Consider the following 26,628-nt stretch of genomic DNA (forward strand, 5'->3'; position numbering starts at 1 on the left):
GGGATAGTTGTTGTGTATGCCGGTTTAATTGCTTTTTATTTTTAAAGTATCTATAACCCTTTCCAAGACACTTTCTATCGTTGGTTTTTGGGCAATAATTATATTTTTGGTGTGTTTTTCGGCTTCCGAGGCGGTGGTAGTACCAATACAAAATGCAACACTTTTCTTTAAATTATTTCTGGCTATAAAGCTTTCAATACCGCTGGGACTAAAAAACAGAATACCATCAAAATCGGTGTCAAAGGTAAGATGATTTGGGGTATTTTGATATACGGTCTGTTCCTTAAATGCCACCTTGTGTTTTGTTAGGTAGGAGGGAATTTCATCCCGACGTTTATTACCGCACAAAAACAAAAAAGTTTCATTTGAGTGCTTATTTACCAAAATCTCGGCCAATTCTGCTCCATAATTAGTCATTTCCATGACATTTATGCCATTTTTCTCTAAAACCGATTTTGTTTTTTCACCCACACAAAAGGCAGAATAGGAATTTTTTTTGACGTTTTGAGGACCCATTATCTTTAGAAAAGCCTTTACGGTATTTTGGCTGGTAAATATGATATTTTTGAAATCTGGGTCTATATTGGGAGTTAAGAATTCAATATTGATGGCATCATACTCTTCCGCTTTAATATTGGCATTGGTCAGTATTGCTTTTTGGGAGGCTGTCAAGATTTTTGTAGAAAGAACGGTCATGCTCATGATACTTTGGTTTGTAATTCCCAAGCTGGGGTCATGCCAATTCCTTTTTTATCTCCACCATCAATTCCTTACCGCCATTGTCCAATATTTCTTGGGCACACAACTTGCCAAAGTGGATATATTCATTGGCGGGAATAGATTTTTTGACCATTAATTTCTGCTTGCCATCCAAGGAAAGTAGTACACCTTCAAAATGGAGGTTATCCTGTTCTATTTTGGCCAAAGCCCCTATGGGTGCTGTGCAGCCCCCTTCCAATATTTGCAGGAACTCCCTTTCTACGTGAGTGCAAATATCTGTGGTGGAATCGTTTAGTTTGCGAACGGCCTCTGTTGAAAACGCGTCATTTTCTGTGCTAACCACAACCATGGCCCCTTGTGCCGGTGCAGGTACCATCCAATCCAAGTCTATATGGTTTGGTGGTAGTACTTCAATACGTTCCAAACCTGCTTTTGCAAAGATGGCCCCATTCCAAGGGTTGTCATGAAGTTTTTGCAGTCGGGTGTTTACATTTCCACGTATGTCCACAACCTTGTGAGATGGGTATTTATGCAACCATTGCGCCTGTCTTCGTAAACTGCCGGTGGCAATGGTACCGTTGGATTTTAAAAAATCCAAATCTTTGTAAACTAATATATCTTGGGTATTTGCTCTTGGAAGAACAGCGCTCTGTACAATTCCTTTCGGAAGTCGGGTAGGTACGTCTTTCATGGAATGCACCGCTATATCAACAGTGCCATTGATCATGGCGATGTCCAGGGTTTTGGTAAATATTCCGGTGATACCCAGCTCGTACAAGGGCTTGTCCAACAATAGGTCCCCAGTAGATTTTACGGAAATTATTTCGGTGTTATAGCCAAGGGCTTCCAATTGGTCCTGAACGGTGTGGGCTTGCCAGAGTGCCAACTGACTATCACGGGTACCAATGCGTATTGTTTTACTCATTTAGACTCCAATTCTAGTTGAAAAACTCGTTGTATAAGCTCTAAACTGGTATCGGAATCTATTTCGGTATCTTTAAGATGATTGGCAAATTGCTTGGTAATTTTCTGAATGATGCGTTCCGAGATAATATCGGCTTGTACAGAATTGAAATCGGAAAGCTTTTTGCTTTGGAAGTCCAATTCTTCATCCTTCATGGTCTTCAATTTTTTCTTAAGCGCCTTAATAACTGGGGCAAACTTTCTAGTTTCCAACCATTTTATAAATTCTTCCTTTACTTCTTCAATAATGGCCTCGGCCTGAGGTACGGATTCTTTTCTTTTCTCCAGCGTATCATCCGTCATTTGGGATAAATGATCTAAATGTATTACGGTAACATTCTCCAAATCCGTGACATTATCCGATACATTTTTTGGAATTGAAAGGTCCAATATCAACAAAGGTTTCTTTGTGTAGATCAATTCTTTGGAAATAGTGGGCGATTGTGCCCCGGTGGCCACGATAAGCACATCGGTGTTTCTGATTTCGGTCTGTAGGTCCCCGTAATTTTTGACTATCAGATTAAATTTGCCAGCTATTCGCTCAGCCTTGTCCTTGGTACGGTTAATAAGGGTGATGTGCGAATTTTTGGTATGCTTAATTAAATTTTCACAAGTATTTCTGCCAATTTTCCCGGTGCCGAACAACAGAATATTTTTTTCTGATATATCGGGTACGGTATTAATGATGTATTGTACCGAGGCAAAGGCTACCGAGGTGGCGCCCGAAGAAATATTGGTTTCGTTCTTTATTCTTTTGCTGGCTTGGATAACGGAATTGCATAAACGCTCCAAGAACGGATTGGCTATATGCTGCTTTTTTGAACGATTGAAGCTTTGTCGTAATTGACTAATAATTTCGAAATCGCCTAAAATTTGGCTGTCCAATCCTGTGCCCATCCTAAAAAGATGGTTTATAGCATCATTATTTTTATACACATAGGCTACTTCCTGAAATTCCTCCACGGTGCCATGTGTATTATCGCACAATAATTTTATTAACTGGTAAGGATGCTGGGCAAATCCATGCAATTCGGTACGGTTACAGGTAGAAGTTACCAAGAGACCGTCCAGTCCTATTAGTTTGGCTTGCTCCAATATGCGATCTATGGCGTTTTCATCCAAGCTAAATTTACCGCGCACTTCGGCATCTGCCTTTTTGTAGTTTAGGCCAATGGTATAAAATGAATTATTTTTGGAAATGTGATAATCTTTCATAGGTACTCTTGAGAGCGTCACAAAAATAAGAGCATCAAACTTATAAAAGTAACGCTAGAGGAACAATAAATATCGTTTGTGGTTTTTTAACGCTGTTTTGGGTATGAAAACCCTTGAAATAGTATATTTTAGCGGTGTTAAGGGAATTCTTGTCATTGGTAATTTAGAATGTTTCTAAATAGATAAATTTAATATAATGTTGACATGGAGGAAGAAAATATCGCTCAAGGGTCTTTCGAGGAAGTATTTATTGAAGACGGGTTCTATGTGTTGAAAATTCAAAACGATGGTATTCATAACCAGACGGTTACCCGAGAAATAGACAGTTCCTTTATTCAGTTTCATTTCTGTTTAAAGGGCAGTGCCAAGTTTGTATTTAATGAAGGAAGGTATGCCTTGGAGGTCAATGAAGACAACTCGCTCCTCTTGTACAATACTCAGGTAGATCTACCTCTTAATCTTGTTTTAAATACCAATTCCTGGATGGTCTCCATTATAATGACCATCCGGAAATTCCATTCCCTGTTTTCCAAGGAAGCCGATTATATACCTTTTTTAAGCTCGGATAACAAAGATAAAAAGTACTATTCTCAAGAGGCTGTATCCCCTGCGATAGCGGTAGTTCTGAGTCAGGTAATGAACTATAACCTTCATCGTTCCATAAAGGAGTTGTATATAAAGGGGAAGGTTTATGAACTAATTTCACTCTATTTTAATAAGAGTGAGGATGCCGATGTGGAACAATGTCCCTTTTTGGTGGACGAGGACAACGTTAAGCGCATTCGGAATGCCAAGGAAATAATTATTTCTAGAATGGCCGAACCACCTAGTCTACAAGAGCTGTCCGAAGAAATTGGGCTTAGCCTTAAAAAATTGAAAGAAGGCTTCAAGCAGATATATGGGGATTCCGTATACAGTTTTTTATTCGATTACAAGATGGAATATGCCCGTAAAATGTTGGAATCTGGCAAGCACAATGTCAATGAGGTTGGGCTGAAGGTAGGCTATAGTACTTCCAGTCACTTTATTGCAGCATTTAAGAAAAAGTATAGTACCACTCCAAAGAAATACCTGATGTCTTTGGCCAGCGGTTAAGTTGGTTGTGTTCCTCAGCATGTATTATTCATTATATTTTTATGTTTTCGGATCTGCAATGCTGCTTATTCCGCTCAAAAGACGGGAATTTTTATTTCTAACAAGTGGGGGTATTATTGTGAGAACTCTAGTATATTTTGGAATTATTGATAAATTATGTGTTTTGTTGCGGTAAATTTTAGATATTTAGAACTTCAAATTGATAATCGATAACTTTTATGCACTTATATAAATGTACTATTGCCTTAATTGCGCTAGTAGTTGTGATTGGATGTGGTAGCACCAAAATACAGGAAGAGGTAACCTTAAATCCTAATCTTCACAATACACCTGTACAGATTCCAGAAAAAATAATTTCCGCCAACACATTGGCCAAGGATAGGGTTTTGGTGTTTTCCAAAACCAATGGTTTCCGTCATAAGTCCATTGAAAAGGGGGTAGCCACTTTTGTAAAATTAGGTGTAGCCAATAATTTTGCGGTAACCCATACCGAGGATTCTCTTCAATTTAATAGCGAAAATCTTAAGAAGTTTAAATTAGTGGTCTTTTTAAGTACTACTATGGATGTGTTGGGCGACGAGCAACAATCGGCCTTTGAGAAATATATACAAGCTGGCGGAAGTTTTATGGGTGTTCATGCTGCGGCGGATACGGAATATGAATGGCCATGGTATAACAAATTAGTGGGGGCTTATTTTTTGAGTCACCCCAAACAACAAACAGCTAGGATAGACGTGGTAGACCACAACCATCCTGCAACCAAACATTTGGCCGATATCTGGACGCATTTTGATGAATGGTACAACTATAAAAATATTAATCCAGAGGTTCATGTGCTCATGAAACTGGATGAAAGCTCTTATGAGGGGGGTAAGAATGGTGATAACCACCCTATTGCATGGTACCATGAGTATGACGGCGGACGTGCCTTTTATACTGGCTTGGGACATACTGAGGAAGCTTTTGACGACCTTAATTTCCGTCAACATTTGGTGGGCGGAATTGAATATTGCCTAAAGAGGAATTAACTCTTGGGTATTTGCAAAACAAAGTTAACCACCAATACTTTGTAATTTTAATAACCACCAACCTTTACTGTAGTCCTGCAAGGTTCTATCGACACCCAATCAACCAACGCTAAATTTATTTAGTGTGTCGGCAGCAATCTCGCAGGACTTTTTTTGTTTAATTTTTACTGAATCCCTTTTAGCGGATGATTTAGGAAAGGAGTTGGGTTGTAAGGTATTTGCCCATGTAGCACTTTAGAACAGGAACTGCCCCTATATTTAACGTGAATTAAATAATGAAGGCATATAAAATCCAATTATTGAGGTAATTAATGACTTTCCAAAAAGACCGGATAGTCTGTTAGATCTGGTTTTGGGCAACTAAGCGAAAAATTGTGGTATTTCATAGGATTTATTGCGTTTTATATCGAAGTATCATGGCTCACCTAGTTGTTCAGATTTAACAAGAACCGACCAAGTGGTTGGATTTGAAATTTTGCACAAAACTGCAAGAGGAGTCCAAATATGAAAGTTAATAACCAGGTTAAAGAGGCCAACCCTAGTTCTTTTTGGGGCTTTTTGGAAAATGTACTTCTACCTTGTCGTGCATGGTATATAGTCTAAACTGGTCTCCATCCGGAACTAGGATGCCACTGGATCTGTTCTCTTCCATTATCGGATTTTGGGGATATTTTTTCCAATGTACCAAGTCTTTTGATGCAGCCACATTGGTGGACCAAAGGCTCCAGTCTATAAAAGGGGTGCCATGGTAATAAGCATAATACCATCCTTTGTATTTAATGATCTGGTTTACGGCCACGCCGTATTGATCATACTCTTCAGGACCCATTGTTATTACAGGTTCATCCTGTACATTGGTCCATACTTTTAGATCTTTGGAGGTGGCAAGCCAAATGCCCAAGTCGTTGCGCTCATAGAACAAATACCATATGTTGTTTTCCCTCCAGACCGTAGGGGTGCCATAAGGGCCTTTGCTCAAAGGGGAGCCATCGGCGTTGCGCATATCCAGGGAACCATGGTCCGTCCAATGAATGCGATCTGTAGAGGTTAACCTATGGGCTACATCGTTTTTGCCTTCGGCAAACATGTGATAGGTATCGCCTACCTTTATTACCATCATGTCCTCGGTCCAACTCTCATTAAAAACGGGGTTACTTTTATGGCGCTTCCAGGTGATACCGTCCAAAGAGGTGGCATAACCTAGGGAAAGCGATTCCTTTTCCGTTTGAAAGCCCGTATACCACATATGGTAGGTATCGTCTTCCTTTAGGATATACCCGCGTTCACGAATTTTTTGGTCCCAAGTATCCGAACCTGTACCGGTAAAAATTGGATTCTCTGCTGAGGTTTGAAATTGTGTTAATTCGGAAGGAAAGGGTACGGAATCTTTGGGTGTAATAATGGCAACTTGCTCTATGGTCACATTTTCCCCGGTTTTTTGGTGTTTTTTACAAGCAAGAAGCAATATTGTAGAGGATATAAGAAGAAGGAGGTATGTTTTCATGGTCCGGTTATTATTAGTATGGAGGGTTTGCTGTGTTTTTTTGGAACAAGTAAGATAATAATTCCTTTTTATGCGCTGTTGATTAATGGCAAAAAATAGACTGTCCAAATGATAGAGCGTGTGAGGGATAGCAGTGAAAAGCCCGTAGGCAAAAGCCGAGGACTTGTAACGGATAGCCCGTCCCGCTAGGGACACACCCAAACATTTTACTCACTAAGAGGGATTTGAATGCTCCGACGCTTGCCCGTTCCGTTAAGGCGGTCGTTGAAATGTTAACAGTAGTTTCCTTCCAATGCCTCATTGGCCTGCCTTTGTCGGCAGACAGGCTTGCCCTGAGGTAATTGACTTAATGGTTAAAATTGTAACAGTATTTGATAGAATTTGCCAGATAATGTAGTTTCATGTGTGTTATCTTGCTGTTGGTCCAAACCGTTGATTATATGTTGTTTCAGCCGTGTTTTGACCTCGGGAATATTCCATTGAATAAAAGGGCTGGAAAAGAACTTTAACCCGAAATTTTTTTGTGTACAACCATAGAAGGTTACAAATCCGTAAAAATGAAATTGGCCACCGTATTGATATTCCTCTTTTTTATTACGCAGTTTGCCTTTGCGCAACGCCCTGCCCAGGGTCCTATGTCCAAAAAGCGGTTTAATCCGGAGAAAGTGGGATATAAATTGATATGGGAAGATCAGTTTAAGGGCAAATCTTTGGATACTACAAAATGGGCCGTGAGAGGAGTGGGACCAAGGGCCATAGCTTATGTGTCCGAGGAGGCTGTAAAAGTAGAAAACGGGTATTTAAAATTATATGCCCTTAAAAAGGGAGACTCCCTTTTGGGCAGTGCTGTAGGTACCCAAGGTAAGTTTATGTCCAAATATGGCTATTATGAATGTAGGGCCAAATTGCAAAAGTCAGAGGGTGTATGGGCTGCTTTTTGGATGCAGTCTCCAGGAATTAGCAAGGGGGAGGATCCGTCCAAATTTGGGGCGGAAATAGATATAATGGAGTTTTTTAAAAAATTGGGGACCGATATAGTTTCCCATAATGTGCATTGGGCCTACGGACCCAATCAACAATCTACCAAGGGTATGCAGAGTTATCGCAGAGGGGTAAGTTTGGGGTTTCATACTTTTGGTTTGGAATGGTTCCCGGACAAGTATATTTTTTATGTGGACGGGTTTAAGTATTACGAAGTTACTACCGGTATATCCAATATTGAGGAATATATGATCTTGAGCATGGAATACCCAGACAAAAAGGAGGAGATATTAAGAACCATTTTTCCAGATGTTTTTATGGTCGACTATGTTAAGGTTTACCAAAAGAAGGAAGGCTATTAAGTATGACCAAATAAGTTTAATTAAATTTGCAAATTATCATAACCCTAAGTTTTTAATATTAAATAAGAACCCATGAAAATAGCCCTACTACAAGAGTCAGACGTAAATCCTGATATGGAGCAACAACTGGCCGGATTATTCCGCCAGTTAAATGCCGATATAAAACAGATAGACCTTAAGCAGGTACTTGATCCGGACAACCCGATTAGTCTGGTGTATTGCAAGGAAAACAATAAAGTATTGGGAATGGCTTTAATGTGCACCTATACCGTTATATCCGGCATTAAGGGCTGGGTTGAGGATGTGGTTGTAGATGTGGAGCACCGGGGCCAGGGCATTGGCAGAAAACTAATGGAAAAATTGGTGGAATTGGGTAAGGAAAATGGCCTTACCGAAATCCTTCTTTTTAGCGCAGATAAGCGAATTGAAGCCATTAATCTGTATAAAAGTTTGGGCTTTAAGGAAAAAGAAAGCCGTATTTATGTCCTTAAAACCGAGGCTTTGATCAAGAAAGGCTAAACTGCGCTGGATAACAAAAAATAGACAATTGCACTTATTAGGGCTGCTATAGGTAATGTCAGTATCCAAGAAAATACAATATTGCGGACTACTTTTATATCTGACTTTTTGGTTACACTACCAATTCCAAAAATTGAGCCTACTGAAACATGGGTCGTAGAAACGGGAAGGCCATGTATACTTGCGGTGGTTACCAAAAGACCTGTAATAAGGTTGGCCGTAAATCCTTGCCCATGATTCATTGGCGTTATTTTTTTGCTTACGGTTTCGCTAACTTTTTTTGAGTTCAATAGCCCCCCAATTGCCATTGCCAAGGCCAAGGCAACCATGCCCCATTCTATAGATAGGGTGTTTATTACAATGAGCAAACCTACCAATTTAGGGGTGTCGTTCAACCCTCTGGCAAAACTAACTACCCCTGCACTTAAAAAATGGGCAGCATCCAATAGTTTTTGGGCATTTAAACCCAAAAAGGCTCCTTGATACCGTTCAATGCATTTTTGTTCTTTATCTATATTAATAGATTTGTATGAGGTAATGGAGTTAGATACAGGATTTACCTTGTTCAAATTGTTTACAATAGGTACGTATTCTTGGCCAATGCAAATGCAGATTTGTTTGTTGACTCCAAAGAAAACACGTAATCGTCTAAAAAGGAGATAGACTACTATACTGGCGATGGCAGCCATCAATGGACTCAAAATTAGGGGCATTATAAATGTGCTACCTAGCAGACTAAAATTAAATGTACTTCCCACAGCCACTATTCCACTACCGAAAAGTCCACCTACCAAACTATGCGTAGTTGAAATAGGCATCCCTATTTTTGTGGCCAAGAACACCGTTATTCCCGCGCCTAGGGCTATTGAGACTGCAAATTCAGGGGTCTGTATCAAAGCATCCGGGACCAAGCCCTTGCCTGAGAAGTTTTTGACCAGGGAACTAGCTAAGAAAATCGCGGTAACAGAACCAAGAAATGTCGTTAGTGTTGCCCAATTTATGGCCCGACTGTAATTTGTGGTTCCACTGCCAAAGAGGGTGGCCACACCTTTAAAATTATCATTGGCCCCGTTGCTATATGCCAGAAAGCATGCCACTACAAAAAGAAGTACAAAAATCATAGATAATAATCTTAGGGTATAGGAATAATTGAATCCGCCGGCATAAATAAATAGACGGTGGGGATTTGCATTAATTACATGAATAATCTTAAAATATAAAGTTGTGTTGCCATAACGGAGTCAATAGGAAAGGCTTTTTTACCATTTAAGACTCTAGCTATTTTACAGAGGAAGTATTTATTAAAGCAGTGGGCTCCGAGAACGTGGTATCAGATCATGGAACATAGTAACTTCTTCAGTGTAGGGTGGAATCAAATTACAGGAATTTAATCCTTATTTTATAAACTTTTCATTTTCAAGGGGCCAGGGTTTTTGATTAGGGTTAAAATTGTAACAGTATTTGAGAAAATCTTAGATATTATGTTTACGGATATGTTCTATATTGCTGTATCCCTATGATTGTTGTACTTAGGTGTATAATAATGTTGTTGTAATAACTCCGGCTACGGAGGATTTTTTATGGATAAAATAGTCAATGTAAAAATCTAATAATCAATAATTATGAAGAAGAAAAAATGTAAAAAGGCTGTGGATTCGCGCAGATCATTTATTAAAAAGGGTGCTATGGCATCCTCCATCTTTTTTGTGCCTAGGCATGTTCTTGGGGGTGTTGGGTATACTGCTCCCAGTGACCGATTGAACATTGCGGCCATAGGTGCGGGGGGAAAAGGTGCCAGTGATATTCGTAATGCTTCCGTAGGAGGTAGGGAAAAAGTGGTTGCCTTATGTGATGTGGACTTCTCCGGATCGGCAAAAAAATCAGTTGAACTTTTCCCAAAAGCCAAGCTTTATGCAGATTTTAGGGAGATGTTGGACAAAGAAAAGGGGATCGATGCCGTTACCATTTCCACCCCGGATCACGTTCATGGACCGGCAGCTGCATATGCCATGGAGCGGGGGGTACATGTATATGTACAAAAACCTATGACACACAATATACGGGAGGCGAGAATGCTGACCGAGATGGCTAGAAGCAAAAAAATAGTGACCCAAATGGGGAACCAGGGAGGTTCCAATCCGTTATTGGGCATGGTTCAAAAATGGGTAGATTCTGGGGACCTTGGTAAGATATCCAAGGTACAGGTATGGACCAATAGGCCAGTTTGGCCACAGGGAGGAGCATTTCCTAAGCCAGATCCGAGTGCCAAACCAAAGGACCTTAACTGGGACTTATGGCTAGGGCCATCGGAATTTAAGCCATACACCCCTAATTTGCATCCGTTTGGATGGAGAGGATGGTGGGAATACGGTACAGGGGCTTTGGGAGATGTAGGATGTCATTTGATCGATATTCCTTTTAGAACCTTGGGGCTTAAATATCCAACAGATGCGGAATGTAGCGTGGGGGCGGTATATACCAATATGTGGAATGCAGATTATCATCCAGAAGGATGTCCGGCTTCATCATTTATAACATTACACTTTGGAGCTACGGAAAAGAGTCAATCACCAATAGAAATGACCTGGAGCGATGGAGGTATAAGACCTGCACACCCAGAAATTATCCCGGCTGATCACGAAATTGGAGGTAATGGAAGTCAGAACGGGGTATTGATCATAGGTGAAAAGGGAATTATTTCTACCAATATCAACGATAGTTCCCCTTTGATGCCAAAATTGTATATGAACGATGGCTCAACGGATTTTGGTCCGGAAGTGGAGCCAAATGATGAACCCGAATACGGACATCAACGTCTATGGATAGATGCCTGTAAGGCCGGTTTTGGCAGCAAGGAACATCTTGGGCTAACATCTTCCTTTGACTATGCAGGTCCTATGACTGAGACTGTTCTAATGGGGAACCTTGCCATTCGTAGCTATTTGTTGCAAAGAGAAAATGAGAAAGGCAAGATGGAGTTCTTTGCCCGTAAGAAATTGCTTTGGGACGGAGAGAATATGCGTATTACCAACCTTGAGGAGGCAAACCAGTTTGTAACGAGAAATTACAGACCTGGCTTTGTAGTATAAGTTGGAATAACACGGAATTAAGCACCCTTAAAACCGCAACTTATAAGGTTTTAAGGGTGTTTTATATTTTATAATTAACTAAAATTTTTAATCCCATACGGATTGGCGGCATAACGGCTTTAGGTATTTTGCTATATTTGGCCCTTAAAAAAGATTAACTATGAAGAACACACTTTTTGTTTTGGCCTTAATGCTTTTTATTTCTTGTTCTAACGACAAGAAAACAGAGGAGGACATTGATTATGTTGCCAAGAACGAGGCGGATATCCAGGCCTATGTTGAGGAGAACAACTTAACCGCCATAAGAAGTAATTCAGGACTTTATTACGTAATTGAAGAAGAAGGGACGGGAGCACAGGCAGTGGCCAGTTCCAATGTAACTGTGGCCTATAAAGGGTATTTTCTTAATGGATCGGTCTTCGATCAAAGTGATGAAGAGGGTATTACTATTGGCTTAAACCAGGTAATAGCGGGTTGGACAGAGGGCATTGCCTATTTTAAGGAAGGTGGTAATGGAATACTTTTGGTGCCTGCCCATTTGGGTTACGGTAGCAGGGATTATAGTGGGATTCCTGGTGGATCCGTACTTGTTTTTGAGGTCACTTTGATTTCTGTGAATTAATCGACACCTAGTTTTTTGCTTTTCCTTTGGCTTGTGGCCAGTTGTATGAATAATTACAAAAACCGACCGAAAGGTTGGTTTTTGTTTGTTGTCGATGCTGGAATATTGATAAGTTGGCAGATTATGTGTATAATTCGCCGATGATTTACCTGCTTCAGAGCTGTAATCAGCTCAATATGATATTAAACCGACCAACTGGTTTGTAAACGAACCGCAGAAAAGAAATAATTCTTTCCTATATCTCTCCATAAAAGTGGATACTTACTTAAAATTCTTCTTCATTATCCATCATGTCCTTATATTTAGAGTTTCGAAATAATCCCTGGATAGTTAAAGCATCCCTGTCTAAAAAGTTTGCCGAAAAGTGAAGCTAAAACGGAGAAGAAAACTCATTACTTATCTGAATATTTTGGACCAGCCTATTCGGTTTAATCCTTTTGTATTCAGTCGCACCTTTTTATTATGGGCATTCCTTGGTTTATTAGGGGGATTGATTGCTGGCTTATATTGGATTGTGCTGGAATTCTTGACCCACAAAATGGCATTTTTTGCAGGTTGGCAGGTAATCCCCCTTATGTCGATCGCTGGTTTATTGGCCGGTTTGGTGATTCATTTTATTGGTGATCCTGGTGAAATCCACCTCATTGTAAACAACATTCGTTTTAATAAGGGGAAGTTGGATCCCAAGAATAATCCATCAATGATATTATCGTCCTTGCTTTGTGTAGCCTCTGGCGGTAGTCTGGGCCCAGAAGCCCCTTTGGTGCAGGTTACCGGGTCAACGGGTACTTGGCTTGGAAAAATATTCCGGTTAAAGGGCGAAGAATTACGTTCCTTGAGTATTGCGGGCATGGCTTCGGGTTTTACGGCCTTGTTTGGCGCCCCTTTGGGAGGCAGTTTATTCTCTCTGGAAATTCTGCACCATAAACATGCTGTAGAATACTATAAGGCTATTATTCCTGCCTTGGTAGCAAGTAGTTTTAGTTACGTGGTTTTCGCTTTGGTCATTCATTTGGGCATTGGTCCTATTTGGAATTTATCCGAATATGAATATTCAGGCGTGTTCGATTTCCTCTATGCCGTAATATTTGCCGTGGGTGGCACTCTTGTGGCTTGGGGATTTATATACTGCACCAAATTCTTTAAATTGATTTTTGAAAAGCGACCGATTCCTATTTATTTAAAAACTTTGATTGGGGGATTGCTTTTAGGGATTATAGCCTATTTTTTTCCTTTGACGAGATATTTTGGCCATCATGAAATTAACGAACTGCTTACTCAGGATCTATCACTGAATGCGCTTGTGGCGATTTTGGTTTTTAAAATTGTAGCTATTGCCATTACTGTTACCTCTGGTTGGCGGGGTGGTTTTATTATACCCTTGTTTTTTGTTGGGGTTAGTTTAGGAATGATACTTTCTATTTTATTCCCTTCCATTAATCCAATTTTGGCTATAATAAGTTGTATGGCGGCCATAAATGCCTGTGTCACCAGAACACCTATGAGTACCACTATTCTTTTGGCTACTTTAACCGGGTTTGGGTATTTTATCCCTATACTGTTTGCTAGTTTAACGGGATATTTTTTGGCTCCTAGAATACCATTTATAGGTTCACAAATGGAATAATAAATTAAGTGATTGTGTAAAATGGGATTGAACATAGAGCCTCGAATTGAAGAGATATCGAAAAAAAAATTGATCGGCAACCGATTGGTCATGAGCTTATCTGGGGATAGGACGAAGGAACTTTGGCAGGGATTTATGACCAGAAGAAAGGAAATTGGGAACCCTGTCACCACCAATTTGATAAGTATGCAGGTTTATGATCGGCTGTTGAGTTTTTCGGAATTTAATGATACCACCCAATTTGAAAAGTGGGCCGTTGTTGAGGTGGAAGATTATAAGGACTTGCCCAGTGGTATGGAGACCTATACCTTGTTAGGAGGATTATATGCCGTTTTTGTTCATAAGGGTTTGCCAAGTAGCTTTCCTGGAACGGCACAGTATATTTATGGGGAATGGTTGCCAAAATCGGATTACGAGTTGGATCATAGGGAGCATTTCGAGATTATGGGCGATAAATACAGGAATAACGACTTAAATTCGGAAGAAGAGGTCTGGGTGCCCATTAAAAGAAAAAATTAAGAATAGGTAGATATGGAAAAAAAATCGTTTTTAGGTTTATGGGCAATAATTTTGCTATTTCAATTTTCACTTGCCCAGGAGGACACTGCTATTTCTTGGTGGAATCCTGCAGATTCCAATTCCCTGGTCGTTGAAGGGCAAGCTTGGCCAGATCAGGTGGCTTCAAGATATCACAGATTGCCAAAGCAGGCCGAGGGAATAGTTCGGACTGCTGTTTGGAACCTATCTAAACATTCAGCAGGCCTCTCTATTAGGTTTAGAAGTGATGCCGAATCTATTACGGTACGCTATAAGGTGAAAGGAAATCATGCCATGCCCCATATGCCAGCAACCGGGGTTAGTGGGGTGGATCTATATGCCAAGACTAGTGATGGGGATTGGAGATGGTACAGAGGAAAGTATTCCTTTGCCGATACCATACAATATCGCTATTCCAACATAGACCCGAAAGAGGAATACCATACTAAGGGTAGGGAGTATCAGTTGTATTTGCCTTTGTACAATGAAGTGGAGTGGTTGGAAATTGGAGTACCAGTGGAGGCTGTTTTGGAACCTTTGCCATTAAGAAGGGAGAAACCTGTGGTAGTTTATGGCACCTCCATTGCACATGGGGCCTGCGCCTCTCGCCCAGGAATGGCATGGACCTCTATCTTGGGAAGAAAATTGGATAGACCACTTATTAATTTAGCCTTTTCGGGAAATGGCAGAATGGAGGAAGAGGTAATTAATTTTATTACTGAAATTGATGCCAAAATCTATGTGTTGGATTGTTTGCCGAATTTGGGCGCCACCAAAGATCGTTCGTTGGATGAAGTACGGAAACTTCTTATTTCCGGGGTGAAACAGATAAGGACAAAGCGTCCCTCAGCGCCAATTTTGTTGGTGGACCACGACGGTTATTCTGATGGTGCCGTAGACAGTGAACGTTTTAAAACCTACACCGATTTAAATAGAATTGCCAAGGAGGCATTTGTCCAATTGGAGGACGAGGGTATAAAGGATATTTTTCTATTAACCAATGAAGAACTGAATCTGTCCATGGAGAGTTTTGTAGATGGTACCCATCCTACGGATTTGGGAATGATGGAATATGCCGTTGCCTATGAAAAAGCTTTACGCGAGATCTTGAAGGAGCCTATAGGGGGTATATCCACAACTATTCCGGTAACCCAAGCCAGGGAGCCCGAAATGTACCTTTGGGAAGGCCGTCATCAGGAATTGTTAAAAATGAATCGGGAAAGTGCCCCAAAAATATGTTTTTTCGGAAATAGTATAACCCATTATTGGGGAGGTAGCCCAAAAGCCTCTTTAAGCAATGGAGCCGATTCCTGGAAGGCCAATTTGGACGAATTGCAGGTACGCAATTTTGGGTTTGGTTGGGATAGGGTAGAAAACGTGCTCTGGAGAATATATCACGATGAATTGGATGGCTTTGAAGCTGAGCAAATAGTCCTGATGATCGGCACCAACAATGAACACCTCAATACGGATGAAGAGATTCTCAGTGGATTGGAAATGGTAATCAGTGCCATAAAGGAAAGACAGCCTAATGCGCGACTGTTATTGCTGGGGTTGTTTCCCAGGGTGAACAAGGAGGAACGTATGAGGATTTTAAACACGGGAATAGCTGCATTGGCAACCTCTAAAAATGTGGATTATGCAGATATTGGCGGGGTGCTATTGGGCAAGGATCAGAAAATAGATGCCAGTCTTTTCTCGGATGGTTTGCATCCCAATGCAAAAGGATACCGAAAAGTAGGCAAATTATTAAAACAAACCTTGGAGAAAAATGCGAATTAGAAATTTGAATAGAACCGTTCCCATCTTATTGAGCATATTGTCATTATCCTGTAATTTAAAGACCGACGGAAACTCCTTAAATGCCACTTTGGAAAAGGAGGAAATGAAGGAAGCTAAAAAATCTTCCAAGGCACCGATTATGGGTTGGGCCAGTTGGAACAATTATAGGGTGAATATTAATGAAGAGATTATAAAATCCCAGGCAGATGCCATGGTGTCCTCAGGTTTAAAGAATGCCGGTTATTCCTTCATCAATATAGACGATGGCTTTTATGGGGGACGGGATGAAAATGGAAACCTCTTGGTGCATAAGGAACGCTTTCCTTCCGGAATGAAATCATTGGCAGAATATATTCATGCAAAAGGGCTAAAAGCAGGAATCTATTCCGATGCGGGGATCAATACCTGTGCCTCCTATTGGGATAAAGACACCATTGGCTCCGGAATGGGGCTTTATGGACATGATCGGAAGGACTTGACCTTATATCTTAAGGAATGGAAATATGACTTTATTAAAGTGGATTGGTGTGGCGGAGAATGGTTGGGATTGGATGAGGAAACCAGATATTCAGAGATTGGAAAGATAATAAGGGAGATTAACCCCAATACAGTTTTCAATGTATGTAGATGGAAGTTTCCAGGTAAATGGGTAACACAGGTAGCAGATTCATGGAGAATTTCCGGAGATATCAGCAATAGGTTCGAATCTATTCTTAGGATTATTGATTTAAATGCGGATTTGTGGACCTACAGTTCTGCCGGACATTATAATGATATGGATATGCTTCAAGTTGGTAGAGGAATGACCCTGGAGGAGGACAGGACCCATTTTTCCATGTGGTGCTTAATGCATTCCCCACTTTTGTTGGGCAATGATCTAACTACTATGTCCAATGAAACATTGAAACTGGTGGGTAATAGTGAAATGATTGCACTCAATCAAAGTCCCTATGTTTATCAGTCAAGGCGTTTGGTAGATTATGGGGAATTGGAGGTTTGGGCAAAACCACTTATAGATACTATGAGCGGCGAAATAGCCGTAGGATTGCTTAATAGGTCCGATAGCCCGGCGAACATAACTTTTAACCTATCGGATATAGGAATTAAGGCTTCTGAAGGATATACCATTCGGGATATATGGGCCGATAAAGACTATAAAACCGCCAAGGAAGAAACAATTCAGATGGAAGTTCCCAGCCATGGGATTGTGGTTCTAAAGATTAAAGGTGAGGCCGTTCCCTTTAACATTTTCCAGTTCAAGGAAAATAATTGGTAGCCTTATAAGGGTCGTGCCACCATAATCCCCGTATTACTTTTTATGCCCTTTAGGTATTCGGCTAAGGGTAGTTTGGAAACTTCTACCTCCATGGATCCTGTGGAAGCGTGCAACAGATGTATTCTGCCATCGGCTTCCCGACTTGCAATTCCAGTATGGGTAATATCTAGTCCTTTAATGGAAGTGGTCAGCGCAATTATATCGCCAGTTTGAATTAAATGCTCATTAGCTTTTATTTGATCCTGAGGAAGGATACAGATGGACTGCAATTTCAGAAATTCCTCTGAAGCCTGTATTTTTTTATAATTTTCATCATCTTTGAGAAATGGATACAGTTCTCTATGTGTGCTCATAAAATTGATGGCCTTACTACTTTCCACACCTCCAATTTCCGAGGTCATATCCTTTAATAAGCCCTTATGCTCATTGTTGGCGATCCATTCTGAAAAATAATGCAGCCGTGACGCATAACCATTGAGCTCTCCATTTTTATACCGAATGGTTTCTAAATGGTCTAAAAAGCTATCAAAGTCCTTTTCGTTGTTTTGTAACATTAGACTAAAAGCCAAAACATTCTCTACAAAGGTAGTGCAGTCCAACCCCTGAAAGTTAATTACCAAGGATTCAGTTTCTCCTATTTCCAGAGTTTTGGCCACATAGGGAGTTCCGATAAACGTTTTGCCCACTGCAACCATAGTTGTTCCAATATCTTCAGTATTAATATTAGAAATTGTCTTTATTTTGGTGTTAAAGGCTTCCCTATCCTGAGGAGAACAAATTAGATTTTGGGCAGATCCATGGGGAATAAGGCAGAGGAACAAGAGATTAAGGAAAATAGTTTTCATTTAAATGGATAATTTAAATTTTATTAAATAACTGTTTGTAAATAAATTAGTTAAAATGTGTTGTACTTTACGGTTTTAAATTTTATATGCCTTTTAGGGTATCTGATTTTGGTAGAAATATTTTCTTTTAGCAGGATTATATTAGGCGTCTGGTTTCCTTTGTAAAATTCAATAATGAAATTAATTAAAATCTACCATGATTCGTCTTCCATTAAACTTCATTGGCTATAAAATATGCATTTTTGTGGTTGTTGGTTTCTATAATGGTTAATGTTGACTCTATCTGGATAATAGCAACCTTTCTAATGGGAAAATCCGGTATATCCTGATGGATTGTTCACTATGGCACGTTGCCTGTCTTTTAAATTATACTCTTCGGTCGTTAATTGTAACACTTCTTCTTCTGTATTAATATCGGTAATGTTGAACCCTTTGTTAATGTAGTAGGGATTGCTCTGAATATGATCAGTATCTGTAAATACTAACATGAACATTTTTAAATTGTTACTATAACTTTCCTTATCTTTTACTTTAAAGTAGTAACTATGATAATTTGTGGATGGATAATACATTTTTTGGTCCTTGACGAATTCAATGGAATGCTGTTCAGGGTTTAATTCCAGGGTATTGTGTAGAATGGATTCTGCAATGGCTTTTTGGTTTCTATAATTGGAAGGGAAAAAATTGAGTCTTCCAATTTGTTGTAATTTTTTAAATAGCAGTAAACGGGTTTCTGGATTCTCGGACAGGGAGATTATTAAACTTTTCGGTATTTTATTTTCCCTGCCAATTGGATTTTCTTCATTTTTTACCAGCAGCGAAATATATGAAGTTTGGATTTGTGGATCGTTTACCGTGGATAAACGTTGAAAGAACATAGCTACTTCCGTTTCTTTGATGAATGGGTAAAGTAGCACTGCATAATCTTCCAGGATATCGTAATAGTTATCACGCGGGCTGCTTGGGGACTCCTCGTTCAATTGGTCCATAGAAAGGCCAAGTTGCCGTTTTAATTGGATCTTCGCATCATTTAAAATCTGGTTCTTGTATTTCTTGTAACTCTTGGGTTTGATCAATCCACGTGCTTTAAGCTTTGCAAGCATTGAGAAAATTGGGGATTTATATTCTTCAATGGCACTGTAGTCCAATATTTCGGGGAATAATTTGCGGGCAAGGGGCAGGCTATCCAAATAGGGCTGGAATATATTTTGAATCTCCTGTTTGCTGGATACTAGGGGCAAATCGGTGGACATAAGGCGTAAGAGCAGTTCTAATGAACTTTCATTTTGTTTTTTGCTTATGGCCTGTAGGATTTTCGTTTGCGCTTTGGAGTTGTTGTAAGACCTTGCGTAGTAGTTCTCAAAAAAGTTGGTAGCATCCACGTCTGGCATTTCGGCCAGTTTCTGGATTATATGAGCCTGTAGGTATTTTTGATTGTCTTTAAAGTCGAACTCCGATATATAGTATTTAAGGGAATCGGCATGTTTTTTATTAAATTTTAAAAACGTATACCCGTCATGGACTATACTGTCGTTCTGTCTGATAGCCTGGAAAAAATCGGAGGTTTTATCACTTAAGATAGAGGAACCGACCACGGTATCGTAGGGTGTGAAATTGTTAAAGAAATCCGAGACGAATTTACTTGGTGGTCTAACAGTGTCTATTAATGCCTTTATTTCGTAAAGCAATCCCCCCTTAACGATGTTTTTTATCAGTATTCCTCTAGTACTTGCCGTATCTGTCAGGGTTAGGTTTAGTTCATGATATTTTTCATTGTACGGGGGGCGTTCCTCCCTAATAATGTTAAAAGTATTCTGACGGTACAATTTTCTCCTGAGCAGCCAAACGGAATCTATATTGGGAAACATTAGAAAATCATGGGCCTTGTTTACGGTTACCAAGATGGCCTCATTATTTTTGTCCTGATAAACAGATTTCTTAGTGTAGGCGTTGTAGGGTTTGGGTTTCTTGTGCCTTTCGTAATAATTATTACTGTTTTCTACAAATTTTGGTGGATCAACGGGACTAATCGTAGAAAAAAACATAGCGGTATCCTGTATTTTTTTAAACTCTTCGGTATAATTGGGTTCCCTGATCTTAAATGAATCGAAATAGTGCTGGGCCTCGGTACTGTCTTTGGTTACAGTGCCCAAGAGATAATAGTTGTTTCCCCAAATAACGGTTTTTAAATAAAGCTTTTGTAAACCGCTGGGATCGAACTTGGCAGAAGAGGTCAGGCTTTGGTCATCGAAAGTACCATATTCGGGATCCAATTTAAGATCTTGATAAAATCTGGATTGAATTTGTTTTAGCTCAAAGGTGTCTTGCTCAATAAAATTGAAATCGTTGAGGGTGGCTTTTTTTAGAAAGAAATAGGAGGAGGTTTCTGGATTCACTGCCTCAGTAAAGCGATTGCCTTTTCTTTTGCGATTGGTAAAATTGTAAATGGTTGGCATCTCAATTTCAAAGTCATCGAATTCCGAAAAAAGTACCGTTCGTTTTTTTTCTAATGAATTGAAGCTGATGCTGTTAAAAATCGTATCCGAATGTTTTACCACATAATCCCCTTGGCCGCTCATTTTAAAAATTAGTATTTCCAAAGGGGTAATGTAGATATGATACCTCTGAAAATCACCGTTTTTCAATTGATTTTTTATGTCCAGACCGGGATATGTCCCGTTTTCTATTTTCGTCTTTTCAAGGATCTTTCCGGGAATATTTTCGAACAGTAGTTTGTCCACATCATCCAAGGAGTAGGTGTAGTCCTTTTTTAAATAGGTAAAAGTGGGAATGCGGTTCACCATGAGGTAGCTGCCATTGGCCAAATCGGGTGAAATATAGGTGGTATTGGTATATTCTGCTATTGGATATAGCTGGTTGGGCAAAAGAAGGCTAAAAAGGCCATCATCAGGAGTTCTCCTACTATAAACATTACTGAGAGTTTTGGCTTCCAAAGAATCTTTTAAGGCCCGTCCTTTGTTTGAAAATCGGGAGGAGAGTGCCTTAACTTCGTATCCCTTGTTTCTAAGGAGTTGAATTACCCCATTTTTTCCAGGGAGGTGGGCTGCCCCAATCCCCGCAAATACTGTGGCCGTATGCATTAAGGAATCCAACCGTGCCGTCATATTTTTGTTACGGGCATAAAGCATGTTCTCCAAATAATACTCGGTATACATAGCCTGGTCAAGGGAATCGATAAGATTGATATTGCGCTCCCTATAGGCATCCTGCAAAAGAGACATTACATCTTGGGTCTGCATCTTTTTTTGAAGCCATTCGTCCGGTTTGGGTTTCATGGCATTCATGTTGGCCCTGCCCACCAGGGCAGTGGATTCCTCCAGGTCCTCCAGAGCCCTAATAGGCTTTGAATATTTTTTCCCCGCCTGGTAAATGAACATGTCCAGATAGGTTTCTTCCTCAAAGTTTTGGGAACTTTCATTGGTTCGGTAAAGGATATTGTTTACAAGACGATCATCCAAAGAAAGGTATGAGGACACTATTTCCTTGGTAGGGTTTTTTATGGAAAAGGGATAGATATAAAAACCTTTGGTCACAAATCCGGTGCCATAGCCTATACTGCTACCACGCATTTTGCCGTAATCTTCCAACCAGGTATCCGGATCGGATTCCAAGGCCACTATTTCACTTTTGTACAAGGCTTCGTAAAAAACATCGTCCAACCTAAAGGCAATTTTTTGGCTTACATGCATGGTTCCGTACAAATAGGACGATTCCTTTAGGTTATTCCCGGATATTTCCCAAAGAAGACTGTTCTCCTCCTGGGCAAAAATTCCCTGGGAAATCATAAGAAATAGAAAACCTAAGTAAATACGCATACCAGAATCCAAATTTTAGTTAAAAATGCTTCAAAAAACATTAGGAATAAAAGCTTAGGGCATAATTAACGTTTTATTTGTATTCAACTACCATGTTTCATGCCACACCTTATGCAAGGTGGTCTATTTTTGGAAAGGTTTGGTTGTAAGGTCGTCCTTAAGGTACAAACGTGTATGTGGCAGACTTTCCGGATAATTTTCTTGTAAAAAACCAATCAGTTTTTCCCTTACCAAAACCCTTAAATCCCATGCAGTGGCCGAGTCAACAGCACTCATTAACGCTCTGATTTCTACACTCTGGGCCTTGGCATCCGTCACCTGTAGTACATTTACTTTTCCATCCCATAGATCTGTGGAAGATAGAACCCTAGTGAGTTCTTCCCTTAGTTTATCGAAGGGAACTCGATAATCTGTATGTATAAAAACGGTTCCCATTATATCTGCGGATGTTTTGGTCCAATTCTGAAAAGGCTTCTCTATAAAATAGGTCGTTGGGACTATAAGTCTCCTTTTGTCCCAAATTTTTATCACTACATAAGTCAGGGTAATCTCTTCTATGCGGCCCCACTCACCCTCTACAATCACTACGTCGTCAAACTTTATAGGTTGGGTAAAGGCTATCTGTATACCGGCCAGTATACTTCCAATTAGTTTTTGTGCGGAAAAACCTATGATAATACCCGCTACCCCTGCAGAGGCAAAAAGACTTACCCCAACTTCCCGGATACTTTCGAAACTCATTAAAGCTGCACCCAAGGCCAATACCACTACTACTACAATGAAAATTCGTTCTAGAATATTGAATTGGGTGTAAATTTTCCGAGCTTTTAAATTGTCGGATGTTTCTACATCATAGTTCTTGATAATTAAATTTTTGGCCACCTTTAAAGCCACCAAAATCAACCAGGTTATCGAAAAAATGATTAGCAGAGTGCTAGACTTTTTTATAACAAAGCTATAGTCGTTTAGGTACAATAGGGTATGAAGCGATTTTGAACGAATTAAAAAGGACAGGAAGAGTATGAAAAGTGGCACACTTACTCTTTTCATGGCATCCTTGGGGATGAGATATTTTGGATTACTTCCCAGTTTGCGCAAGGTAAAATAAGTGCTGATGTAAAGAATAGCCAGAAGGATAAAAGTGCCCGTAGCGTAAAGGAGGGTTTGGTTGTCTATGTTTCGAAATATGTTTTCCATAAAGATCTGGCTTAAGTTCAAAAAGGACTTTAACTTACTAAAATCTATTCAATATAAAAATTTCGGGACAGTATAATACTCCTATTAACTTTAAACAACCTCTAGAGGGACTTATTAAAAGCTGGGAGGTTCCCAATTAATAAGCAAACTTGGGGCATTGGAAATAAAATACTAAACGGTATTAAAAAAGGTACTATATGCCCATGTCCTATAAATTGGTCCTGTCTATGCGGGTATAGATAAACTATTTATAGGAATTAAATTATAGTTGCTCTGCATGTGTTATTTTTGTTGCACAGGTAAATTGATAAAAAAGGAAGAATGAAAGGAGTTTTGTTGGTAAACTTAGGTTCCCCGGATAGTCCCACAGCTAAGGATGTTAAACCTTATTTGGATGAATTTTTAATGGACGAAAGGGTTATAGATGTCCCCAATTGGTTAAGGAATATTATAGTGCGGGGGATTATTCTACAGACTAGACCTAAAAAATCGGCCGAAGCCTATCAAAAGATATGGTGGGAAGAGGGATCTCCCTTAATAGTGATCTCCGAACGATTTGCCGATAAGGTAAAAAAGCAAAGCGAAATTCCGGTAGCCTTGGGGATGCGTTATGGGAGTATGACGATTAAGAACGCCTTGGTGGAGCTGTCCGAAAAAGGGGTGGACGAGGTGCTGTTGGTGCCATTATATCCACATTATGCTATGTCTTCCTATGAAACCGTGGTGGTAAAGGCCATGGAGGTAAAGGATGAATTTTTCCCTAAGATTAAAATAACGACGCTTCCGGCGTTCTATAATAACAAGGATTATATTGGGGTACTTTCAGAAAGTATTGCAGCAGGGTTGAAGGGTTTTGAATACGATCATATTTTGTTTTCATATCACGGTATTCCCGAAAGGCATATTAGAAAGTCCGACCCCACAAAATTTCATTGTAAGATAGATGAAAGTTGTTGCAAGACCAATTCCGTGGCGCACCATACCTGCTATCGACATCAGTGTTATGAGATGACCGAGAAAGTAAAGGAGAAACTTGGTCTTTCCAATGATAAGGTGAGTCTTTCCTTTCAGTCCCGCCTGCCAAATGATCCCTGGTTAAAGCCCTATACCGACTTTGAATTTGAGCGTTTTGGGAAAGAGGGTATTAAGCGTTTGGTGGTAATTACCCCGGCCTTTGTTGCGGATTGTCTGGAAACCTTGGAGGAGATTGCCATGGAAGGAAAACATCAGTTCCAGGAAGCTGGTGGGGAAGATTACAAACATATTCCCTGTCTCAACGATAACGAGGCATGGGTGAATTTAATGGTGAAATGGATCGGGGATTGGCAGACTAAGGAAACACTTCCTGCGTAATGGCCAGGGTTTCCTCAGAACAGTTGGGCAGTGAACCTATAGGGAAATTGCTGGTAAAACAGGCGGTACCAGCTTCTATAGGCATTTTGGTCATGTCACTTAACGTTCTGGTCGATTCTATTTTTGTTGGCAACTGGATCGGATCTATTGCTATAGCGGCCATCAATGTAGTACTTCCGGTTTCCTTTTTTATAGCGGCCCTCGGTATGGCCATTGGTATCGGAGGTTCCAGCATTATTTCTCGTGCCTTGGGCGGAAGTAATAAGGAAAAGGCCCTAAAGACCTTTGGAAATCAAATTAGCTTAACTCTTCTGGTCACCATTGTTATGGTGATATTGGGCCTGTATTATGTAAATAGTCTTATTCCGGCCTTTGGTGGTAAAGGGGATATTTTTGTACCGGCAAAGATATATTATACCATTGTGCTATACGGGGTGCCATTCTTGGCCCTATGTATGATGGGGAATACCGTAATTAGGGCAGAAGGCAAGCCTAGGTTTGCCATGAACGCTATGATAATCCCTTCGGTGGGGAATCTCTTGATGGACTATATTTTTATCTATGTCTTCGATTGGGGAATGGAGGGGGCGGCATGGGCAACCACCATTGGGTATATTCTTTGTTTTGCCTATATCCTATATTTTTTTCTGTCCAAAAATTCCGAGCTTAAATTGAAATGGTCCCACTTCGGATTGGATACCCCTATATTGAAAGAAATAGGGGCTTTAGGTTTCGTTACCTTGTCCAGGCAGGCTGTAATAAGTTTAATTTATTTGTTGATGAACAATATCCTCTTCGGTTTGGGAGGGGAGGCCATGATCGCAGTCTATGCCATTTTAGCTCGGATGCTTATGTTTGCCCTCTTCCCTGTTTTTGGGGTTACACAGGGATTTCTGCCCATTGCGGGATTTAATTACGGGGCAAAAAAATACCAAAGGGTACGAGAATCGATCAACACCGCTATCCTTTATGCCGCTGGCTTGGCATTTGTGGTGTTTGTGGGGCTTATGATTTTTCCTGCGGAGATTGCCGCCTTATTTCTAAGTAACAGGCCAGATATGTCGACCTCAGAACTGGCCATGAATTCTTATGTTTTGGAACACACCCCCTCGGCCATGCGCTGGGTCTTTGCCGCGACACCAATTATAGCCGTTCAATTGATAGGTGCAGCTTATTTTCAGGCTATTGGGAAGGCCATACCGGCCCTATTGTTGACCTTGAGCCGGCAAGGCTTCTTTTTTATACCGCTCATTTTAATTTTACCAAATTACTTGGGGGAACTGGGAGTTTGGATTTCCTTTCCCATTGCAGACGTCTTGGCCACGTTGGTTACAGGTTATTTTTTAAGGAAAGAGATACGGGCTACCTTGGTCACAACCTAGGATTGACTTTGAATTGATCATCGAATTTTGGAATATTATGAAGTCCCGATATTTATATTAGTTTTTCAGAAATCCGTCTACTATCTTTACGGAACAATAGACCTTGTATGACCGACTATTACAACTATATTAAATCCCTGCACCTCATTTTTGTAGTTACCTGGTTTGCGGGATTGTTCTACATACCTCGTTTGTTTATCTATCATATTGAAGCCGATCAAAAAACGTCACCGGAGCGGGAAATCCTAACCCACCAACTAAAGTTGATGACCAAGAGGTTGTGGTTTATCATTACATGGCCGTCCGCCGTTTTAGCTACCTTTTTTGCCATATGGCTATTGTTTTTGTATCCGGCCTGGTTGCAACAGCCATGGATGCACATAAAACTAGCCTTTGTACTGTTACTAATAGCCTATCATTTAAAAAATCATCAGATCTTTAAACAGTTGCAGCGAGATGAGGTGAAATACACCTCCAAATTTATGCGCATTTGGAACGAAGGGGCTACCTTAATTCTATTTGCTGTGGTTTTCTTGGTGATTTTAAAGGGCACCTTCAATTGGATTTTTGGTGTTGTCGGTATTGTTGTACTGGGAGTGCTTTTAATGTTGGGGATAAGGCTTTACAAGCGGATCCGGGAAAAAAATCCCGAAGCCTAGGGGAATCCTTAACCTAACTTGGCAACTATTTTTGGC

General features: G+C 40.2%; 21 protein-coding genes. 13 read left to right on the forward strand and 8 right to left on the reverse strand.

Annotated elements, in window-relative coordinates:
- Window positions 1–24 precede the first annotated feature (24 nt).
- The 3 genes from KO529_RS09460 to hemA are packed head-to-tail and all read right to left on the reverse strand — an operon-like array spanning window position 25 to window position 2,898.
- On the reverse strand, window positions 25–702 hold the full coding sequence (locus KO529_RS09460) for a uroporphyrinogen-III synthase (RefSeq protein WP_252734360.1): 678 nt from the start codon (window positions 700–702) through the stop codon (window positions 25–27).
- A gap of 31 nt (window positions 703–733) precedes the next feature.
- Window positions 734–1,645, reverse strand: coding sequence for a hydroxymethylbilane synthase (hemC, locus tag KO529_RS09465; protein WP_215947660.1), 912 nt, complete (start codon window positions 1,643–1,645; stop codon window positions 734–736).
- Window positions 1,642–2,898, reverse strand: coding sequence for a glutamyl-tRNA reductase (gene hemA, locus KO529_RS09470; RefSeq protein WP_111622885.1), 1,257 nt, complete (start codon window positions 2,896–2,898; stop codon window positions 1,642–1,644). The genes hemC and hemA overlap by 4 nt, the downstream gene beginning before the upstream one ends.
- Window positions 2,899–3,102: 204 nt before the next feature.
- Here hemA and KO529_RS09475 point away from each other — a divergent pair, with 204 nt between their 5' ends.
- Entirely contained in the window at window positions 3,103–3,993 is an 891-nt protein-coding gene (locus KO529_RS09475) for a helix-turn-helix domain-containing protein (RefSeq protein ID WP_111622886.1), read from the forward strand.
- A gap of 218 nt (window positions 3,994–4,211) precedes the next feature.
- A complete protein-coding gene (locus KO529_RS09480) occupies window positions 4,212–5,021 on the forward strand; it encodes a ThuA domain-containing protein (RefSeq protein WP_111622887.1) in 810 nt (269 codons plus the stop codon).
- A 538-nt stretch (window positions 5,022–5,559) separates the two neighbouring features.
- Here KO529_RS09480 and KO529_RS09485 read toward each other — a convergent pair.
- Complete coding sequence (locus KO529_RS09485; protein WP_215947661.1) at window positions 5,560–6,525, reverse strand: hypothetical protein; 966 nt, start codon at window positions 6,523–6,525, stop codon at window positions 5,560–5,562.
- A 521-nt stretch (window positions 6,526–7,046) separates the two neighbouring features.
- On the opposite strand from KO529_RS09485, the gene KO529_RS09490 reads away from it, so the two are divergent.
- Both KO529_RS09490 and KO529_RS09495 read left to right on the forward strand, forming a co-directional pair.
- The gene (locus KO529_RS09490) at window positions 7,047–7,868 is read left to right on the forward strand and encodes a glycoside hydrolase family 16 protein (protein WP_215947662.1); all 822 of its coding nucleotides are present in this window, start codon (window positions 7,047–7,049) and stop codon (window positions 7,866–7,868) included.
- A 72-nt stretch (window positions 7,869–7,940) separates the two neighbouring features.
- The gene (locus KO529_RS09495) at window positions 7,941–8,387 is read left to right on the forward strand and encodes a GNAT family N-acetyltransferase (RefSeq protein WP_215947663.1); all 447 of its coding nucleotides are present in this window, start codon (window positions 7,941–7,943) and stop codon (window positions 8,385–8,387) included.
- Here KO529_RS09495 and KO529_RS09500 read toward each other — a convergent pair.
- Window positions 8,384–9,508 (reverse strand): inorganic phosphate transporter, encoded by a 1,125-nt coding sequence (locus tag KO529_RS09500; RefSeq protein ID WP_215947664.1) that lies wholly within the window; start codon window positions 9,506–9,508, stop codon window positions 8,384–8,386. The genes KO529_RS09495 and KO529_RS09500 overlap by 4 nt on opposite strands.
- A 501-nt stretch (window positions 9,509–10,009) precedes the next feature.
- Between KO529_RS09500 and KO529_RS09505 the strand changes: the two genes are divergently transcribed.
- From KO529_RS09505 to KO529_RS09530, 6 genes are all read left to right on the forward strand, one after another.
- The gene (locus KO529_RS09505; protein ID WP_215947665.1) at window positions 10,010–11,476 is read left to right on the forward strand and encodes a Gfo/Idh/MocA family protein; all 1,467 of its coding nucleotides are present in this window, start codon (window positions 10,010–10,012) and stop codon (window positions 11,474–11,476) included.
- Window positions 11,477–11,636: 160 nt separating this feature from the next.
- Window positions 11,637–12,098 carry an FKBP-type peptidyl-prolyl cis-trans isomerase gene (locus tag KO529_RS09510; protein ID WP_215947666.1) on the forward strand — a complete coding sequence of 154 codons (462 nt, stop codon included), beginning with the start codon at window positions 11,637–11,639 and terminating at the stop codon, window positions 12,096–12,098.
- Between the two features lie 364 nt (window positions 12,099–12,462).
- A complete protein-coding gene (locus KO529_RS09515; RefSeq protein ID WP_215947667.1) occupies window positions 12,463–13,725 on the forward strand; it encodes a chloride channel protein in 1,263 nt (420 codons plus the stop codon).
- 21 nt (window positions 13,726–13,746) lie between these two features.
- Window positions 13,747–14,244, forward strand: coding sequence for a GyrI-like domain-containing protein (locus KO529_RS09520; RefSeq protein ID WP_252734362.1), 498 nt, complete (start codon window positions 13,747–13,749; stop codon window positions 14,242–14,244).
- Window positions 14,245–14,256: 12 nt separating this feature from the next.
- Window positions 14,257–16,044: an SGNH/GDSL hydrolase family protein gene (locus KO529_RS09525; RefSeq protein ID WP_215947668.1), complete on the forward strand. Its 1,788-nt coding sequence runs from the start codon at window positions 14,257–14,259 to the stop codon at window positions 16,042–16,044.
- Entirely contained in the window at window positions 16,034–17,320 is a 1,287-nt protein-coding gene (locus KO529_RS09530; RefSeq protein WP_252734363.1) for a glycoside hydrolase family 27 protein, read from the forward strand. Before KO529_RS09525 ends, KO529_RS09530 begins: the two co-directional genes overlap by 11 nt.
- A 2-nt stretch (window positions 17,321–17,322) precedes the next feature.
- Here KO529_RS09530 and KO529_RS09535 read toward each other — a convergent pair whose 3' ends face one another.
- The 3 genes from KO529_RS09535 to KO529_RS09545 all read right to left on the reverse strand — a co-directional run bounded on the left by KO529_RS09535 (window position 17,323) and on the right by KO529_RS09545 (window position 23,198).
- Window positions 17,323–18,165, reverse strand: a complete 843-nt coding sequence (locus KO529_RS09535) for an N-acetylmuramoyl-L-alanine amidase-like domain-containing protein (protein ID WP_215947669.1) — start codon at window positions 18,163–18,165, stop codon at window positions 17,323–17,325.
- 302 nt (window positions 18,166–18,467) lie between these two features.
- The gene (locus KO529_RS09540) at window positions 18,468–22,001 is read right to left on the reverse strand and encodes a TraB/GumN family protein (RefSeq protein WP_215947670.1); all 3,534 of its coding nucleotides are present in this window, start codon (window positions 21,999–22,001) and stop codon (window positions 18,468–18,470) included.
- Window positions 22,002–22,124: 123 nt separating this feature from the next.
- Window positions 22,125–23,198 carry a mechanosensitive ion channel family protein gene (locus tag KO529_RS09545; RefSeq protein WP_215947671.1) on the reverse strand — a complete coding sequence of 358 codons (1,074 nt, stop codon included), beginning with the start codon at window positions 23,196–23,198 and terminating at the stop codon, window positions 22,125–22,127.
- 321 nt (window positions 23,199–23,519) lie between these two features.
- On the opposite strand from KO529_RS09545, the gene hemH reads away from it, so the two are divergent.
- From hemH to KO529_RS09560, 3 genes are all read left to right on the forward strand, one after another.
- Window positions 23,520–24,551 (forward strand): ferrochelatase, encoded by a 1,032-nt coding sequence (hemH, locus tag KO529_RS09550; protein ID WP_215947672.1) that lies wholly within the window; start codon window positions 23,520–23,522, stop codon window positions 24,549–24,551.
- A complete protein-coding gene (locus KO529_RS09555) occupies window positions 24,551–25,933 on the forward strand; it encodes an MATE family efflux transporter (protein WP_215947673.1) in 1,383 nt (460 codons plus the stop codon). The genes hemH and KO529_RS09555 overlap by 1 nt, the downstream gene beginning before the upstream one ends.
- A gap of 107 nt (window positions 25,934–26,040) precedes the next feature.
- Window positions 26,041–26,592 carry a CopD family protein gene (locus KO529_RS09560; RefSeq protein WP_215947674.1) on the forward strand — a complete coding sequence of 184 codons (552 nt, stop codon included), beginning with the start codon at window positions 26,041–26,043 and terminating at the stop codon, window positions 26,590–26,592.
- The last annotated feature ends 36 nt before the right edge of the window (window positions 26,593–26,628 follow it).

Source organism: Arenibacter algicola (assembly GCF_018860365.1).
Lineage (GTDB): Bacteria > Bacteroidota > Bacteroidia > Flavobacteriales > Flavobacteriaceae > Arenibacter > Arenibacter algicola_B.

Excerpts from the sequence above, each read along its gene's own strand:
- KO529_RS09460 (WP_252734360.1), bottom strand. The coding sequence starts at position 702 with ATGAGCATGACCGTTCTTTCTACAAAAATCTTGACAGCCTCCCAAAAA.
- hemC (WP_215947660.1), bottom strand. The coding sequence starts at position 1,645 with ATGAGTAAAACAATACGCATTGGTACCCGTGATAGTCAGTTGGCACTC.
- hemA (WP_111622885.1), bottom strand. The coding sequence starts at position 2,898 with ATGAAAGATTATCACATTTCCAAAAATAATTCATTTTATACCATTGGC.
- KO529_RS09475 (WP_111622886.1), top strand. The coding sequence starts at position 3,103 with ATGGAGGAAGAAAATATCGCTCAAGGGTCTTTCGAGGAAGTATTTATT.
- KO529_RS09480 (WP_111622887.1), top strand. The coding sequence starts at position 4,212 with ATGCACTTATATAAATGTACTATTGCCTTAATTGCGCTAGTAGTTGTG.
- KO529_RS09485 (WP_215947661.1), bottom strand. The coding sequence starts at position 6,525 with ATGAAAACATACCTCCTTCTTCTTATATCCTCTACAATATTGCTTCTT.
- KO529_RS09495 (WP_215947663.1), top strand. The coding sequence starts at position 7,941 with ATGAAAATAGCCCTACTACAAGAGTCAGACGTAAATCCTGATATGGAG.
- KO529_RS09500 (WP_215947664.1), bottom strand. The coding sequence starts at position 9,508 with ATGATTTTTGTACTTCTTTTTGTAGTGGCATGCTTTCTGGCATATAGC.
- KO529_RS09505 (WP_215947665.1), top strand. The coding sequence starts at position 10,010 with ATGAAGAAGAAAAAATGTAAAAAGGCTGTGGATTCGCGCAGATCATTT.
- KO529_RS09510 (WP_215947666.1), top strand. The coding sequence starts at position 11,637 with ATGAAGAACACACTTTTTGTTTTGGCCTTAATGCTTTTTATTTCTTGT.
- KO529_RS09520 (WP_252734362.1), top strand. The coding sequence starts at position 13,747 with ATGGGATTGAACATAGAGCCTCGAATTGAAGAGATATCGAAAAAAAAA.
- KO529_RS09525 (WP_215947668.1), top strand. The coding sequence starts at position 14,257 with ATGGAAAAAAAATCGTTTTTAGGTTTATGGGCAATAATTTTGCTATTT.
- KO529_RS09530 (WP_252734363.1), top strand. The coding sequence starts at position 16,034 with ATGCGAATTAGAAATTTGAATAGAACCGTTCCCATCTTATTGAGCATA.
- KO529_RS09535 (WP_215947669.1), bottom strand. The coding sequence starts at position 18,165 with ATGAAAACTATTTTCCTTAATCTCTTGTTCCTCTGCCTTATTCCCCAT.
- KO529_RS09540 (WP_215947670.1), bottom strand. The coding sequence starts at position 22,001 with ATGCGTATTTACTTAGGTTTTCTATTTCTTATGATTTCCCAGGGAATT.
- KO529_RS09545 (WP_215947671.1), bottom strand. The coding sequence starts at position 23,198 with ATGGAAAACATATTTCGAAACATAGACAACCAAACCCTCCTTTACGCT.
- hemH (WP_215947672.1), top strand. The coding sequence starts at position 23,520 with ATGAAAGGAGTTTTGTTGGTAAACTTAGGTTCCCCGGATAGTCCCACA.
- KO529_RS09555 (WP_215947673.1), top strand. The coding sequence starts at position 24,551 with ATGGCCAGGGTTTCCTCAGAACAGTTGGGCAGTGAACCTATAGGGAAA.
- KO529_RS09560 (WP_215947674.1), top strand. The coding sequence starts at position 26,041 with ATGACCGACTATTACAACTATATTAAATCCCTGCACCTCATTTTTGTA.